This window comes from Rhodococcus sp. JS3073 (assembly GCF_026810085.1).
In the GTDB taxonomy this organism is placed as follows: domain Bacteria; phylum Actinomycetota; class Actinomycetes; order Mycobacteriales; family Mycobacteriaceae; genus Rhodococcus_F; species Rhodococcus_F wratislaviensis.
The window spans coordinates 854,069-868,976 of sequence record NZ_CP113952.1 but is presented as its reverse complement, the minus strand read 5'-3'; the positions used below and the strand labels follow the sequence as shown (position 1 = coordinate 868,976).

The window sequence follows — 14,908 nt, the reverse complement described above, 5'->3', positions numbered from 1 at the left end:
GTTGTCCTACAGACACCGTGACGGCATCCGGCGAGAATTCTCTTCGTGGCGCGGATCACATGCCACGGACATCGGGGGGTGTCGTCATCGTCGGGGCGCCTACCGGCCCCGCATTCGGAAGGAAACATCCAGTGACCGTCGGAAAACTCGAGGAGACGGCAGCCGCGCAGTCGACCGGGACTCGGAGAACTGCCTGGTCGATGACCGCGGTGGTCATTCTCCTGTACATGATCAACTACGCCGACAAGGCCGTGTACGGCATCATCGCCCAGCCGCTTGCTCGTGAGCTGGGCTTGACGTCGTCGCAGATCGGCATGGTGGGCAGCCTGTTCTTCCTGATGTTCACCATCGGCGGCTTCGCCTCAGGGCTCCTGAGCCGGTGGTTCGGTCTGCGCTGGGCACTGTTGGCGCTCGCGCTGGTCTGGTCAGCCACAGTCCTGCCAGTGGTGCTGTCGGCCACCCTCGCGGTGCTGATCGCCAGCCGGATGCTCCTCGGCTTCGCCGAAGGCCCGAGTGCGGCCCTCATGCACACCGCGGTGTACTCCTGGCATGCACCGGACAAGCGCGGCTTCCCCAGTGCGCTTCTTCTCAGCTCCGTCTCGATCGCCAAGATCGTCTTCGCGCCACTGCTGACCTACATCACCGTTTCCTTCGGCTGGCGGGCCGCCCTGATCACCATGGCGATCATGGGTGCCCTGTGGTGCATCCTGTGGGTGACCAGTTGGTCGCAAGGACCGCATTTGGCGCCGGCCGCCAAGTCCACGGGCGAGCAGCAGTCCGACAACACCGTGCCGTGGCTGTCCATCTTCCGCACGCCCACCTTCATCTTCGGCGCCCTGCTGTTCATGGCCTATTACGCGCTGCAGACGGTGATTCTGACCTGGCTGCCGTCGTACTTCGAACTCGGACTGGGCTTCTCAGCCCAGCAGGCAGGGTCGATGTTCGGGATCCCCAGCATCTTCGCCCTCGTCTACATGCTGACGATCTCGCGCGTGAGCGACCGCCTGATCGCCCGCGGCTCCACCATACGGCGGGCGCGCGCGGTCGTCGCCGCCTCCGGTGTAGCGCTCGGCGCCGTGATCCTGCTGTTCGTCCCGTACGTCGACTCACCTCTGGTGGTGGTTGCAATGATCTCGCTGGCCTACGGTGTCGCATCTGGTGCCGCTCCGCTGCTCAATACCGCGGTCAGCGTGATCTGCCCCCAGCGGCAGCTGGCCGGAACGTTGGGGGTGTACATGGCGATCATGTCGGTCGGCGGCCTGATCGCCCCCTGGCTGGCCGGAGTCATCGTCGACCACGCCGCAACAAAGGCGGACGGGTTCGCGCTCTCCTTCCAGATTCTCGGTGCGGCCGCCGGAGTGTTCGCTCTGCTCGCGCTGACGTTCATCAACCCCGACAGAGATCGACTCCGGGTACTCCCGGCGACGACAGCAGACACGGAGGCGGTGTGAGAACCTTCGCTGGGATCTCCGAACTCGAGGAAGTCGTCGGTACCCATCTCGGATACAGCGATTGGCACCAGGTCACTCAGAGCCAGGTCGATCGCTTCGCGGCGGCCACCGGCGATCGCCAGTGGATCCATGTCGACGAACAGAGGGCTGCCAACGGGCCGTTCGGGACCACGATCGCCCACGGCTTTCTGACCGTGTCCTTGATCCCGCCCCTTGTGTGGCAGGTGTACAAGGTCGACGGTCTCACCATGAGCATCAACTACGGAAGCGAGAAGGTGCGGTTCCCCTCGGTCGTGCGGGTGGGGTCGCGACTCCGCGCCGGCGTGGAGTCGCGCGACCTCACTACCGGCACATCCGGCACCCGATGCCGCACACGAATCACGATCGAGCGAGCAGGCAGCGACAAGCCGGCCTGCGTGGCCGAAACCTAATCCCTACTTCTTCCCTGAATCGTTTGGAACGCAAGGAGAAAATTTGATGACGAGCATTCAGCAGGCAGCATCGTCGCCCCGCAGCGCACCGTCGGCCGGCGATCACGGAAGCCTGCGCATCGAGGACGTGCGGGACGGCGTGCGGTTGATGACGATCGACCGACCCACTCGCCGCAACGCCCTCGATCACGCGACCTACGTCGCACTCGCCAACGCAATCGAGCAGGCCGACAACGATCCCACCGTACGTGTAATCGTGCTTACCGGTGCCGACGGAAATTTCACCAGCGGCAACGACATCGACGACTTCCGGCGCACCCCGCAACCGGAGCCGCGCGGCGGAACGCTGCTGTTCGGTGCTCTCCTTGATGCCCGCAAGCCGGTCATCGCCGCGGTGGAGGGTTACGCGGTGGGCATCGGGGTCACCATGCTGCTGCATTGCGACCTCGCGTTCGCCGGCGACGGCGCCCGATTCCGGCTTCCCTTCACCTCACTGGGGTTGAGCCCAGAGGGGCGCATCGACCTATCTACTGCCCCGCCTTGCGGGCGACAAACGTGCCGCGGAACTGCTGTTGCTGGGTGAGATATTCGGCGCCGGTGCTGCGGCCGAGGCCGGATTGATCAATCGTGTCGTCGACCAGGGAGCTGCACTGAACGAAGCTCTGGACCGAGCAACAGGTCTCACCGCACTTCCGGCCGGATCTATCGAAGCGACGAAGGCACTGCTCCGCAAGCACCGACATACAGCCGTGCGCGACGCGCTCACCGACGAGTACACGGTGTTCGCCGAGCGACTTGTGAGCGATGACGCGAAGGCCGCATTCGGTCGCTTCACCGCCAAGGCGTAGTCGGTCATCGACGCAGGCAGCCACGATTGGAAGCGACGGAGAACCCCAGATGATCAACGCACAGAGTGCGACCCGCGAAAACGATCGAACAAGTGACTGTGACGGCACTGCAGGCGCACCCATCCCGCCCTATTGGGCCATGCAGGATGTGTCGAGCCGGGCCAAGATCGAAGAGTACGAGCGAACCCCGCTCTCGGAGCGAGGCCTCCCGACCAGTGTGTACGACTACATCCGCAACGGCGCCACGATCGACCCGGATGCGATCGCCTTCACCTACCTCCCTGACATGAATGATCTCGACGACGTCGAACACATCACCCATCGGCAGGTACTGCACCGGATCACCCAGGCCGCGAACCTGTTTCACTCCCTCGACGTTCGCGGCGAGGACGTCGTGTCGATCCTGACGGCCAACACGCCCGAACCACAGTTCGCGTTGTGGGGCGCCCAGACCGCCGGAATCGCCAATCCGCTGAACTGGATGCTCGAGCCGGAACTGCTCGGCGAACTCATCACCGCCGCCGGATCGACGATCCTGGTCAGCTTCGGCGGCGACGCCCCCACGGATGTGTGGCCCAAGATCGAGGCGATCCTCGCCCACGCACCGACCGTCGACACGGTGATCCGGGCCGGCGGCTCGCGATCCGGCCCCGTACCCGGTGGTGTGCGATTCCTCGAACTGGTCGACGAACTCGACCAGCACCCCGGCGACGCACTGATCGAACCCAGGAACATCCAGTGGGACACCGTCGGAGCGATCTTTGGCACCGGTGGCACTACCGGCACCCCGAAACTGGCCCGGGTCACCCACGGCGGCCAGATCTACTCCTCGTGGGGTATGGCCGTATCGCACCAGGTGCCGGTAGGCTCGGTGCGGTTCTGCGCCTCTCCGACGTTCCATGTTCACGGGATCGCCGTCACGCAACTCACCGGGCTGGCCCTCGGTGGGACCGACATCTTCCCGACATCGGGTGGGTGGCGAGGACCCGGGGTGGTCGACAACTTCTGGCCGATTGTGCAGAGGTTCTCGGTAACCAGCGTGCCCCTGTTGCCGACCATCGCCAACAGGCTCGTCCAGCGGCCGGATACAGTCCCGGCGAACCACACCCTCGACCGAGTCACGAGCGGATCCGCGCCGCTGTCCATGGAGGTGGCGGACCGCTTCCGAGCCCTCACCGGAGTCAGCATCGCCGAGGGATACGGCCTGACCGAGACCTCCGGCGCGGTCGTGGGCTGCCCACGGGGGGTGGAGCCGCGACCCGGCATCATCGGGATTCCGGCACCGTACACCGCCGCCAGGATCGTCCAGCAGAACCCGGACGGCGAACACCACGAGTGCGCCACCGACGAGCCGGGAATCCTGCTGCTGCGCAGCCCCGGGGTGTTCGCGGGCTATCTCGACGCCCGACAGAACGACGGGGTCGTCCTCGACGACGGCTGGCTGAACACCGGCGACCTCGCCAGCATCGACGCCGACGGGTTCCTCCGGATCACCGGGCGTGCCAAGGATCTGATCATCCGTGGCGGCCACAACATCGATCCCGCCCCGGTGGAGGAAGCCCTCTTCGAACACCCCCGCGTCGCCGAGGCGTCGGTGGTCGGGATGCCGGATCCCGATGCCGGGGAGGTACCGGTCGCCTATGTTGTCGTAGTCGAGGGCGCGCATCTGGATGTCGACGAACTGGCCTCGCACATGCGGGAGCGGGTGCGCGAACGCGCAGCACAGCCCAAGCAGTTCTTCGTCCTCGACGAACTGCCGAAATCGCCGGTCGGCAAGATCCTGAAGAACCAACTGCGGGTGGACGCGGTCGAACGTGCCTTCACGCGACTGCTCGACGAGGCCGGACTACACAGCCGATACGAGCTGCACTCCCAGGATCAAGGCGCCGCGGGAATCGACGTCGTCGTGCGACTGCTCGCCGACGACCCGGCGCTGCTCGACCGGGCCCAGGCCGCGCTGTCCTCGGTGACCGTCCGGCACCGAATCCACTCGACCACAAGGTGACCTCTATGCCGACCCTGACACTCGACGTCTACACCAGTCCGCAACGCGACCTACCCGCCGGGGGCTCGTTCTCCCCCACGACGGCGACCCTGGTGCTCGGCCCAACCGAGGCGGTCCTGATAGACACCGGATACACCCTCGAGGACGTGCAGGAGATCACCTCTCGCCTCGAAAGATCCGCACGGTCGCTGACCACCATCTACATCACCCACGCGCACCCGGATCACTACCTCGGACTCGAATGGCTGCTGACACGCTTCCCCCAGGCACGTGCAGTGGCGGTCCCCGCTGTCGCGGAGAAGATCGCCCAGGACCTCGAACTCACCCGGAGGCGTTGGACGGCGATGTTCGGCGGCCTCGCACTGGACAATTCGGCCGTCCCGGAGCCGCTCGAGGGCACCGTGTTGCCTCTCGACGGAGAGGAGCTGCGGATCCTCACGATCGGCCAGGGCGACATCCCGCACAACACGGTCGTCCACATCCCGGCGATCGAGGCGGTGATCGCCGGCGACATCGTCTACAACGGGATCAATCCGTTTCTTGCCGCCTCCGGCCCGAACGAGTGGCCGCAGTGGATCGCCAGTATCGACGAGGTAGCCGCGTTGTCTCCCCGAATCGTCGTCGCCGGCCACAAACGCCCCGACCTCCCTGATGACGACCCGACTGCCTCCCTCGGCGGGACCCGCGCGTTCATCGAAGCGTTCATGGGCGCCGTCGACGACAAGGACACCGCGCGGGACGTCGTCCACCACGTGCACTCCCTCTTCCCCGACTACGGAAACCTCAGCGCGCTCATCGGCTCCGCCGCAGCCGCATTCAAGAGAAAGACGAACACTCATGCCTGAAGCAGTCATCGTGTCGACCGCCCGCTCTCCCATCGGCAGGGCCGTGAAGGGGTCGCTCAAAGACGTGCGTCCCGACGACCTCACCGCCCAAATGGTCACAGCAGCCTTGGACAAGGTTCCCGCGCTCGACCGAACCCAGATCGACGACCTGATCCTCGGCTGCGGACAACCGGCCGGAGAAGCCGGATACAACATGGGCCGCGTGGTATCCATTCTGTCGGGCCTGACGGAGGTGCCCGGTACGACGGTCAACCGCTACTGCTCCTCGAGCCTGCAGACCACCCGGATGGCGTTCCACGCGATCAAGGCCGGTGAAGGCGACGTCTTCATCTCGGCCGGCGTGGAATCGGTCAGCCGCTCCATGGCCGCTGGACGCTCGGACGGCCTGCCCGGCACCAAGAACCCGCGCTTCGCCGACGCGCTCACCCGGTCCGAACGCCGCGCCGACGCCGGAGCCGACACCTGGCACGACCCGAGCGCCGACGGACTGCTCCCCGACGTTTACATCCAGATGGGGCAGACCGCCGAGAACGTCGCACAACTGAAGGGCATCAGCCGCGCTGAGCAGGACGAATTCGCCGTCCGGTCGCAGAACCTCACCGAGAAGTCCCAGGCCAACGGATTCTGGGACCGGGAGATCGTGCCCGTAACCCTGGCGGACGGCACGGTCGTGAGCCAGGACGACGGCCCCCGCCCGGGAACCACGCTCGAGGCGGTCGCGAAACTCAAGCCCGTCTTCCGCCCGGACGGCACCGTCACCGCCGGAAACGCCTGCCCCCTCAACGACGGCGCCGCCGCCCTGGTGATCATGAGCGACACCAAAGCAGCGGAACTGGGGCTCACACCGCTTGCCCGGATCGTGTCGACGGGGGTGTCCGGACTATCCCCCGAAATCATGGGTCTCGGGCCGATCGAAGCCTCCCGCAAGGCGTTGGTGCTCGCGGGCCTGACCATCGACGACATCGACCTCGTCGAAATCAACGAGGCGTTCGCTGCCCAGGTCATTCCCTCGGCTCGCGAACTGGGCATCAACATGGACAAACTCAACGTCAATGGTGGCGGTATCGCGGTAGGGCATCCGTTCGGGATGACGGGTGCGCGCATCGCGACAACCCTGATCAACTCGCTGCAATTCCACGACAAGCAGTTCGGACTCGAAACCATGTGCGTCGGTGGCGGTCAAGGCATGGCGCTCATCATCGAACGCCTTTCCTGACGGTGCGAAACGGCCCGGTAGCGAGTGGAGCCTGCGCTCGACCCGCTACCGGGGCGGGACCGCCGAACCCGTCGAGCAACATCAGCCCTGGTGATGCGCCGATAAGACCGCACCGAGAAGCCCCGGAAATCGATCATCGAGATCGGCGCGGCGCAGCGTCAGCCGACGGTTACGCCCACACAACTCACTGATGATCACACCCGCCTCCCGCAGCACCTTCACATGATGCGAGCGCGTGGACTTCGGTGTGTCCGCGCCGAGAGCCGAGCAGTCAACCATATCTACAGGACCGTCCGACAGCTGCCACACCAGCTCCAACCGCGCTCTGTCACTGAGCGCAAACAGCACGGCCGTGAGTTCGATGGCCCCACGATCCGGGTGCGGAAGAGTTGTCGACTCAGTCATAGTTCGATAATAGTTGAACCATTTCGCCAGATATTATAATCTTTGCTAATGGTTCCAAATAAGTCGAACCTTCTGGTCGACGCACCGAATCCTCCAGTGCCAACACTCATTCCCGCGGCCGATGCCAGTCCACGTGGGCGCAGGGGATTCCCTTTCGTACTGGCCGCAACCACGGCCATGATGGCCGGGGCGAGCGCCCCCTCCCCCTTCTACCCGGTGATTCAGGCCGAACTCGGATTCACCCCGGTCATGACCACCACCGTTTTTGCCGTCTACGCGGTCGCCCTGTTGGCCGCGTTGCTCGTCGCCGGTTCGCTCTCCGACCACGTGGGCCGACGGCCTTTGATCTCGGTCGGGTTCGGACTGCTCGCACTTAGCGTCATGCTGTTCTCGCACGCGGACAGTGCCGCCGGGTTCATCACCGCCCGCATCCTGCAGGGCATCACCAGCGGTCTCCTGCTATCCACGCTCGCTGCGACGGTGGTCGACCTCGAACCTCGGAACCGGCCGGGATCGGCCGCGGCCTGGAACTCGGTGACCGCGATGACCGGGCTCGCAAGCGGGGCACTGATTGCCGGAATCGTCCTCGACAGTGTCGGCGACGATACGTCCACGGCAGTCTTCGGCGTCTTCGCTGGGCTGTATCTCCTCATGGCAGTGGGGATCTGGTACCTGCCCGAAACAGCCCCACGCCACCACGGGGTGTGGGCGTCGCTGCGCCCCAGCGCCTACCTACCCAAGGAGATACGGACGACGTTCCTGCAGGGCGCACCCGCAGTCTTCGCCGGATGGGCGACCGGGGGGCTCTATCTCTCGCTCGGACCGGCCATCGTGGCAACCCAATTTCAGCGAAGCTCACACCTGCCGCAAAGCCTGGTGGTGACTTTATTGGCCGGGGCGGGTGCACTGGCCGGCTACCTGATCCGCCGCCGCACCCCTCGTACCATCACGCTGTACGGCACCACTGCGCTCGCTGTTGGCAGCGCGTGCACGCTCGGCGCCCTCGCGCACGAATCCCTCCCGCTGTACTATCTCGCCGTCATGATCGCCGGAACCGGTTTCGGCACCGCATTTTCCGGAGTCCTACGATCCATCACTCCCCTCACCCGACCCGAGAACCGCGCCGAGGTGCTCGCCGCAATCTTCGTCGTCAGCTACACCGCCTTCGGCATACCCGCCGTCGTTGCCGGCCTTCTCGTCCCGCACCTCGGAATCGCAACCACCACCTACTGGTACGGCACCGTCATCGTGCTCCTCTCCACCACCGCGGCGCTCCTACGCCGCTTCGGGACGAACAACTGACTCCAGGCCCTGGGCCGCTGCCCAGGTCAGGCCGCTCACCGGGAAAGGGGGAGGGGACGCGTAAACGCACCTGCGAGCGGAGCCATCAGCAGGTCCTCGGAAGCCAACGCCACCGAACGGCCCGCGTCTCAACGCCAATCACCGAGCGCGGAGCCGTGTAATGTCATCACGGCTTGTATTTCCGCGAATGAGGAGAAGGCGACACCAGGATCCGATTCCGAGTCTCAGCCCTCTGTGGATTCGCGGAACCGCTCGGCTGCGAATGCGACGTGTGCGACGCCGATGTGTGCGGACATCAGTGATTCGGCGACGCTGGAGTTGTGTTGTTCGATGGCGTCGACGATGTCGTGATGGAACTGGATGCTGCGGGCGATGTCGGTCTCGGAATAGTAGAAGAATGTCCCGAGGGTGACAGAGGTAGCGGTGAGTTGTTCGGTGATCTTGTACAGCCTCGGTGACCGTGCCGCGGACAGGACGAGCAGGTGGAACTCGCGGTTGTTGTGGTGCAGATCGTCCTTGTACGTCGGCTTTTTGGCTTCGGCGATCCGTGACATTTCCTTGACCGATTTGCGCAGGTCTGCGCATTCGTCGGAGGAGCGCCGCTGGGCGGCGAGGCTGGCGCCGCGGGCTTCGAGCACGCATCGCAGATCGAACACTTCATCGATATCGGATTGGGTCCACTGTGCGACGAAGGCACCCCGGTTCGGTTCCGTCTGGATGAGACCTTCGTCGCCGAGTCGACGCAGGGCTGCACGCACGGGTGTTCGGCTGACGTCGAGTTCCTGGCAGAGCTGTCCCTCGGTGAGGTGGGTGCCGGGTCCGTAATGGCCGGCCATGATTCGGCTGCGCACCAGGTCGTAGACGGCCGAACTCGTTTGCGCCACCGGGTACTCCTTCTCGATATCCGACTTCGAACCGTGCTCGCGCGGTGCCAGTTGCCCAACGCCTTACACGGATTGTACTTCAGTTGTACTTCTTCGTGCTGCCGAGGCGAAGATCCCCGGACACGGGTCGGGGCGACACCGCGTTGGTGCCGCCCCGACCCGACCGAGATGTTCTTCGGGTGCGTCGTGTCCGGCTAGGACACTTCTTCGACCTGCTTGTTCGCTTCCGATAACTCGGCGTTGGCCAAGGCCCGAGCGTTGGCCTCCGCCTCGCGCACGAACCGGAGTCGGGTGACCAGGCCGGCGGCGATGACCAGCGTGATACTGACCGCGGTCAGGCCCCAGTAGATGCTTCCGGTGGCGGTTTCGAGGGCGCCGAAGCCGAACGGTCCGACGAAGCCGCCCAGGTTGGCGAGGGAGTTGATCGAGGCGAGGCCGACGGCCGCAGCGGGTCCGGTCAGGAACAGCGAGGGCAGCGCCCAGAACGGTCCGTAGGTGGCGTAGACGGCGACGGTGATGACGACCAGCAGGACCACCGAGAACCACAGGCTGTCCTGGACGAAGACCATCGACACCAAGCCGGCGGAAGCCACGAGCAGCGGGATGCCGACGTGCCAGCGGCGTTCACCGCCTCGGTCCGAGTGCCGGGCCCACCAGACCATGAAGATCGCGGCAGCGGCGTACGGGATCGCGGTGATGAAGCCGACCGCGGTGTTGCTGAGCCGGTCGCCGAGGCCGGAGATGATGCTGGGGGTGAAGAACGCGAGCACGTAGATGGCGACGGACTTGCTGTAGTAGATGAATGACAGTGACAGGGTGCGGATCCCGGCCAGGCTGCGCAGGAACGAGACCTTGCCATGGTGTGCGAGCTTCGCTCGGTTCTCCGCCTCGATGGTGTCGGTCAGCCAGTCCGCTTCCTCGCGGGTGAGCCACTTGGCTTTGTGCGGGCCGTCGACGAGTACGAACAGGGTGACGATGCCCAGCAACACGGCCGGGATGCCCTCGAGGATGAACACCCAGCGCCAGCTCGAGACCCCGAACCAGTGCACGTGGTCGAGGATCATTCCCGAGAGCGGGCCGGCGATCAGGGTGGCGACGGGGAGCGCGATCATGAATTGGGCGACGACGCGGGCGCGTTCACGTTCGGGGAACCACAGCGTCAGGTACAGCAGCACGCAGGGAAAGAACCCTGCCTCGGCGATACCGAGCACCGTTCGCGCGATCGCGAGCTGGGTGAAGTCGTGCACGAAACCGGTGGCGACAGCCACGGCGCCCCAGCTGAAGAGGATCCGGGCTATCCATTTACGTGCCCCCACCTTGCGCATCAGCATGTTGCTGGGCACTTCGAACAGGAAGTAGCCGATCGAGAACAATCCCGCGATCAATCCGAACTGGGCTTTGGTGATCCCGAGGTCGGCGTTCATCTCCAGCGCGGCGTAGCCGACGTTGGCGCGATCGATGAAGGCCATGATGTACAGCACCACCAGGAACGGCAGTACACGAATCTTGATCTTGCGAATCACGGTGTCGCGGTATGCGCCCGGCGGCTGATCGAGATCGCTGGACATGGGAACTCCTTCGTGGCAAGGCGGGAACGGTGAGCAGCGCGCTGAGTACCAGCATGCGCTTCGAGTGCGGGTCTGCTTCGACCGGCGGAATCTCTCCGAGTTCGTGGTGGTGACGTGTGCGGGGCCCTGCGGACTGTGTGCTGTGCACCACATTGGGCTTCTCTCGAAGATACAATCATCGAACAATAATCGCAATAGCCGGAGTCAATTGGCTGTAATCGGCATGTTTGTGCTCCGAATTGTTCATGCGGATCCACGGGATGCGGGCGACGCGAGGTGGTCACGGGAGCCGATGCGGCGCGAGCACTGAGGCGAAGCCCGCAGAGCCGGTAGCGAGCGTGAAGAGCGCGGCCGATGATGGTCTGGCTCGGGGTACCCGTCGCACGTAGCTGCGGGCTCGGCCGGTGATGGACTGGCGAACGACGGCAGGCCCCGGGTGGGTGATTCACCGGGGCTCAGCGGTCCGCACCGGGAACGTGCGGGTCGGGGTCTCAGTCGTCGGAGAGTTGGTGGCGGTGTCGTTCGGCGAATGCTTCGACATCGCACAGCGCTCCGGAGGCGATGGCGTCTGCGGCGTGGGGGTCCTCGGCGGTCACTGCGAGGATCGCCTGGTAGGACGTGGGAGCGGAAGGCTCGGACCGCCACGCCGGCAGCAGTGCGATCCCGTGGCCGAGCGGATGTCGGCACCCGGAGCGCGTGAAGTGGCCTCTGGCGGCGGATTGCACCGAGTGCATCGCCCGGTCGAGGAGGTCGGCGGAGGCCCCGTCGGAGCGGAGGCAGCCGATGAGTTCGGCTGCCGGGTCGGCCAGGGCGATTGCTACTGGGATCTCGAGAATCGATGCGCGACGCTGCGCTTGTGCGATGACGAATTGAGCAAGGGCGACGCTGACGGGCATCGTGTGCTCCTCTATCGGGTCTTATCAGCGGGGAGGGCCGGGCGGTGCCTGCGGGCACGCTGGCGGCGCTCGTGAACGGGTGATCGGTTCACGCAGGCCGATGAGGTTGTGGGATTGCCGACCCAGGGCGATCGGGTACGGGATGCACACCCTGGGCCGGCAAGTCTGTTGTGCCGTCGAGCGCTACTTGGGCAGGTTCGCTGCCCTGCTGTCGCGGCGGGCGAGCCGGTCGAGCAGGTAGTCGACTTCCTGGCGTGCGGTGTCGGTGAGCTTGCCCGCCGGTGCGCGCTGCGCGTCGTAGTCGAGGACGCCGCGGCGCTGGAAGACGTACTTGCGCACAGCAAGTCCGACACCGGGCTGCTGCTCGTAGCGCAGCAACGGCAGGTGGGCGTCGAACAGGTCGTGGGCGGCGTCGCGCTCCCCCTTACCGGCCAAGCCGACGAGCTCGACCAGGGTGTCGGGGAAGCAGTACCCGGTCATGGCGCCGTCGGCGCCGCGCTCGGTTTCGAAGTCCAGGAACGATCCGCCGTTGCCGCACAGGATCGACAGGCGCGGCATCGCGCCGTCTTCCTCGAGGGCGCGCAGGGCACTGATCTTCTCGAGACCGGGCCAGTCCTCGTGCTTGAGCATTACGGCGTTGGCGTTCTCGTTGGCGATACGCGCGATAACCGAGACGCTCATTTCAACCGAGAACGTCAGTGGGAAGTCCTGGATGACAAACGGGGTGTCCGTGCCGACGGCCTGGCTGGCGTTGCGGTAGTAGTTCGTGATCTGGTCGTCGGTGCGGAGCGTGCGCAGCGGGGCGATCATCACGCCGGCGGCACCGGCATCCATGACGGCGCCGCTGAGGGACTTCATGGCTGCGAAGCCGGGAGCGGACACGCCCACGATGACGGGGAAGTCGGCGCGTGTGATGATGCGGGAGGCGATCTCGACGGATTCTTCCTGGGTGAGCTTCGGGGCTTCACCGAGGACCCCGAGCACGGTCAGGCCGGTGACGCCGGCCTGGGTGTAGAAGTCGACCATGCGGTCGATGGAGGTGTAGTCGACGGATCCGTCGGGGGTGAACGGGGTCGGGGCGATCGAGTAGACACCGTTCTCGGTGCGGGAGATGGTCATGGGGGTCTCCTGAAAGTCGTGGGTGTGGCAGAGGACGGGTCAGATCGAGGACACGTAGCCGCCGTCGATGCGGATGACCGAGCCGGTGACGTAGGACGCGGCCTGGCTGGCGAGGAAGGTCACGACCTTGCCGTACTCTTCCGGCTCTCCGTAGCGGCCGACCGGGATCGAGCTCACGCTCTCCGCGGTGACCTCGTCGACGGGTCGGTTCTCGCGCTTGGCCTTGGCCTCGTCGAGGAATTTGATGCGCCCGGTGGCGACCCGGCCGGGGAGCACGATGTTCGAGGTGATGCCGTCCCGGCCGACCTCGGCGGCGAGGGTTTTCGACCAGCCCAGCAGGGTGCTGCGCAGGGCGTTGGACAGGCCCAGGTTCGGGATCGGGGAGATGACGCCGGAGCTGGTGCTGGTGACGATTCGTCCCCAGCCGCGTTCGCGCATGCCGGGAAGGATCCGGTCGGTCAGCGCGACGACCGAGAGCACCATGCCCTGGAACTGGTCGGCCCACAGCTGCGTCGACTGCCCGGACACCGGTGAGGGGGCGGGGCCGCCGGTGTTGTTGACGAGGATGTCGACCGGTCCCAGGGTTTTCTCGATCGCCTCGACCTGCGGGTCGATCTGGGAGACGTCGGCGAGATCCCAGGTGAAGGCCTGCGCGACACCGCCGGTGCCGTTGATTTCATCGGCGGTCTTCTGGGCGTATTCGGGGCTGATGTCGGCGACCGCCACCTTGGCGCCCTCCGCCGCCAGTTCGCGGGCGATCGCGCCGCCGAGTCCGCCGCCGCCGCCGAGGACGAGCGCGGTCTTTCCGGAAATTCCGAGATCCATAGTTGTTCTTCTCCTGAAACAGGTTGCGGTTAAAAGCTTCTCGAGGTGGGTTAGACGGCGACCGTGGTGTCGGTGTCGGACACGCTCAGCAGCCAGGTGACCGCGGAGTCGATCGAGTCGGCCGTGCCGGGCTCCGGGGGATTCTGGGCGAGAGACGCCACGGTCCGTTCGTAGAGGCCGTACGAGCCGGCGAGCACCGACGACGGCAGCTGCGCCTCGTCGAGCTGGGCGACGGCCCGCTCGACCTCGTGGGAGCGGCGCTCGGCGTGCAGGAGGTGGGTGCGGACCACGGCGTTGAGGAACGAGGTCAGCCCCTGGGTGTCGATGTCGGCGAGTACTCGGTAGAGCTCGTCGCGTACTCCCTGCTTCTCCGCGGCGACCAGGCATTCGACGCCGAGGGCCTCGAGCCCCTTGGTCAGCACGGTGCGCAACAGTTTGAGCGCGGCGGCATCGCCGGGGCGGCCACCGTCGAGTGCGCGGGCCGGGGCGCCGATCGCGGCGAAGTCCTTCACCGCGACCGCGGCGGCAGCACCCGAGACCAGCAGGGCGGTGTCCAGACCGGTCAGGCCGATCGCACCCATGATCACCGCGTCGGCGTACTCGATGCCGCGGCCACTGAGGTTCTCGGCGGAGCGCAACTTGTCGGCGGGGGTGGCGGTGCTCATGTCCACGAACGTGGCACCGGCGGGAAGGTGGGCGCCGGCCTGGTCGGCGACGGTCGCCGAGACGTCCCCGGTCACACATGACCACACCCGGTCCACGGTGCCGAGCCACTCCCCCGCGGACTCGTGCAGGGGGAGTCCGAGTTCGGCGGCGAGCTCGCGCGCCGCCGGAGCCGGACGCGAGTCGCACAGCACGACCTCGAAGTGAGCGGACGCCGCCCGCGCGTACAGGCGACCGACTTCGCCGCACCCGATGATCGCTAGCTTCATGATCTCTCCTGAGTCAAACATGTGGGTACAAAATAAGAGCGATGGTCTCCCTTTGCCCCAACTGAAGTGGTTGTTTCCTCCATCATGACACGGATTGTTCTGATAATGTACTTTTTTGTCGGATCAATTTTGATGCGAACAACCGAGGTCGGCGAGCACGGCTCCGCAAGCAGGCAACTTT

At 65.6% G+C, this 14,908-nt stretch carries 15 protein-coding genes; 8 read left to right on the top strand and 7 right to left on the bottom strand.

All coding sequences use genetic code 11. The annotated features are described in order from the left end of the window. Positions 1-131: 131 nt before the first annotated feature. The 7 genes from OYT95_RS41915 (at position 132) to OYT95_RS41885 (ending at position 6,796) form a co-directional block, all read left to right on the top strand. Positions 132-1,451, top strand: a complete 1,320-nt coding sequence (locus OYT95_RS41915) for an MFS transporter (RefSeq protein ID WP_037235764.1) — start codon at positions 132-134, stop codon at positions 1,449-1,451. After that, positions 1,448-1,882 (top strand): MaoC family dehydratase, encoded by a 435-nt coding sequence (locus OYT95_RS41910; protein ID WP_268792469.1) that lies wholly within the window; start codon positions 1,448-1,450, stop codon positions 1,880-1,882. Before OYT95_RS41915 ends, OYT95_RS41910 begins: the two co-directional genes overlap by 4 nt. A gap of 46 nt (positions 1,883-1,928) precedes the next feature. Continuing rightward, entirely contained in the window at positions 1,929-2,465 is a 537-nt protein-coding gene (locus OYT95_RS41905; RefSeq protein WP_268792468.1) for an enoyl-CoA hydratase-related protein, read from the top strand. Continuing rightward, positions 2,455-2,730 (top strand): enoyl-CoA hydratase/isomerase family protein, encoded by a 276-nt coding sequence (locus tag OYT95_RS41900; RefSeq protein ID WP_268792467.1) that lies wholly within the window; start codon positions 2,455-2,457, stop codon positions 2,728-2,730. The genes OYT95_RS41905 and OYT95_RS41900 overlap by 11 nt, the downstream gene beginning before the upstream one ends. Positions 2,731-2,869: 139 nt before the next feature. Continuing rightward, positions 2,870-4,735 carry an acyl-CoA synthetase gene (locus tag OYT95_RS41895; protein ID WP_268792466.1) on the top strand — a complete coding sequence of 622 codons (1,866 nt, stop codon included), beginning with the start codon at positions 2,870-2,872 and terminating at the stop codon, positions 4,733-4,735. 5 nt (positions 4,736-4,740) lie between these two features. Continuing rightward, on the top strand, positions 4,741-5,580 hold the full coding sequence (locus tag OYT95_RS41890; protein WP_037235769.1) for an MBL fold metallo-hydrolase: 840 nt from the start codon (positions 4,741-4,743) through the stop codon (positions 5,578-5,580). Then, the gene (locus tag OYT95_RS41885) at positions 5,573-6,796 is read left to right on the top strand and encodes an acetyl-CoA C-acetyltransferase (RefSeq protein WP_268792465.1); all 1,224 of its coding nucleotides are present in this window, start codon (positions 5,573-5,575) and stop codon (positions 6,794-6,796) included. The genes OYT95_RS41890 and OYT95_RS41885 overlap by 8 nt, the downstream gene beginning before the upstream one ends. Before the next feature lie 81 nt (positions 6,797-6,877). On the opposite strand, the gene OYT95_RS41880 is transcribed toward OYT95_RS41885, so the two are convergent. Continuing rightward, positions 6,878-7,201 (bottom strand): ArsR/SmtB family transcription factor, encoded by a 324-nt coding sequence (locus OYT95_RS41880; protein ID WP_037235774.1) that lies wholly within the window; start codon positions 7,199-7,201, stop codon positions 6,878-6,880. A gap of 96 nt (positions 7,202-7,297) precedes the next feature. Here OYT95_RS41880 and OYT95_RS41875 point away from each other — a divergent pair, with 96 nt between their 5' ends. Further along, positions 7,298-8,503, top strand: a complete 1,206-nt coding sequence (locus OYT95_RS41875) for an MFS transporter (RefSeq protein WP_268792464.1) — start codon at positions 7,298-7,300, stop codon at positions 8,501-8,503. 224 nt (positions 8,504-8,727) lie between these two features. Here the strand turns inward: OYT95_RS41875 and OYT95_RS41870 are convergent, their stop codons facing one another. The 6 genes from OYT95_RS41870 to OYT95_RS41845 all read right to left on the bottom strand — a co-directional run bounded on the left by OYT95_RS41870 (position 8,728) and on the right by OYT95_RS41845 (position 14,727). Beyond that, a complete protein-coding gene (locus tag OYT95_RS41870; RefSeq protein ID WP_037235777.1) occupies positions 8,728-9,387 on the bottom strand; it encodes a GntR family transcriptional regulator in 660 nt (219 codons plus the stop codon). Positions 9,388-9,581: 194 nt separating this feature from the next. Next, positions 9,582-10,955: an MFS transporter gene (locus OYT95_RS41865; protein ID WP_037235779.1), complete on the bottom strand. Its 1,374-nt coding sequence runs from the start codon at positions 10,953-10,955 to the stop codon at positions 9,582-9,584. Between the two features lie 491 nt (positions 10,956-11,446). Beyond that, positions 11,447-11,851, bottom strand: coding sequence for a hypothetical protein (locus OYT95_RS41860; protein WP_037235781.1), 405 nt, complete (start codon positions 11,849-11,851; stop codon positions 11,447-11,449). Between the two features lie 183 nt (positions 11,852-12,034). Further along, positions 12,035-12,970, bottom strand: coding sequence for a dihydrodipicolinate synthase family protein (locus OYT95_RS41855; protein WP_037235784.1), 936 nt, complete (start codon positions 12,968-12,970; stop codon positions 12,035-12,037). Positions 12,971-13,009: 39 nt separating this feature from the next. Continuing rightward, positions 13,010-13,795, bottom strand: coding sequence for an SDR family oxidoreductase (locus tag OYT95_RS41850; RefSeq protein WP_037235787.1), 786 nt, complete (start codon positions 13,793-13,795; stop codon positions 13,010-13,012). A 50-nt stretch (positions 13,796-13,845) separates the two neighbouring features. Further along, entirely contained in the window at positions 13,846-14,727 is an 882-nt protein-coding gene (locus OYT95_RS41845; protein WP_037235790.1) for an NAD(P)-dependent oxidoreductase, read from the bottom strand. Between the last annotated feature and the right edge of the window lie 181 nt (positions 14,728-14,908).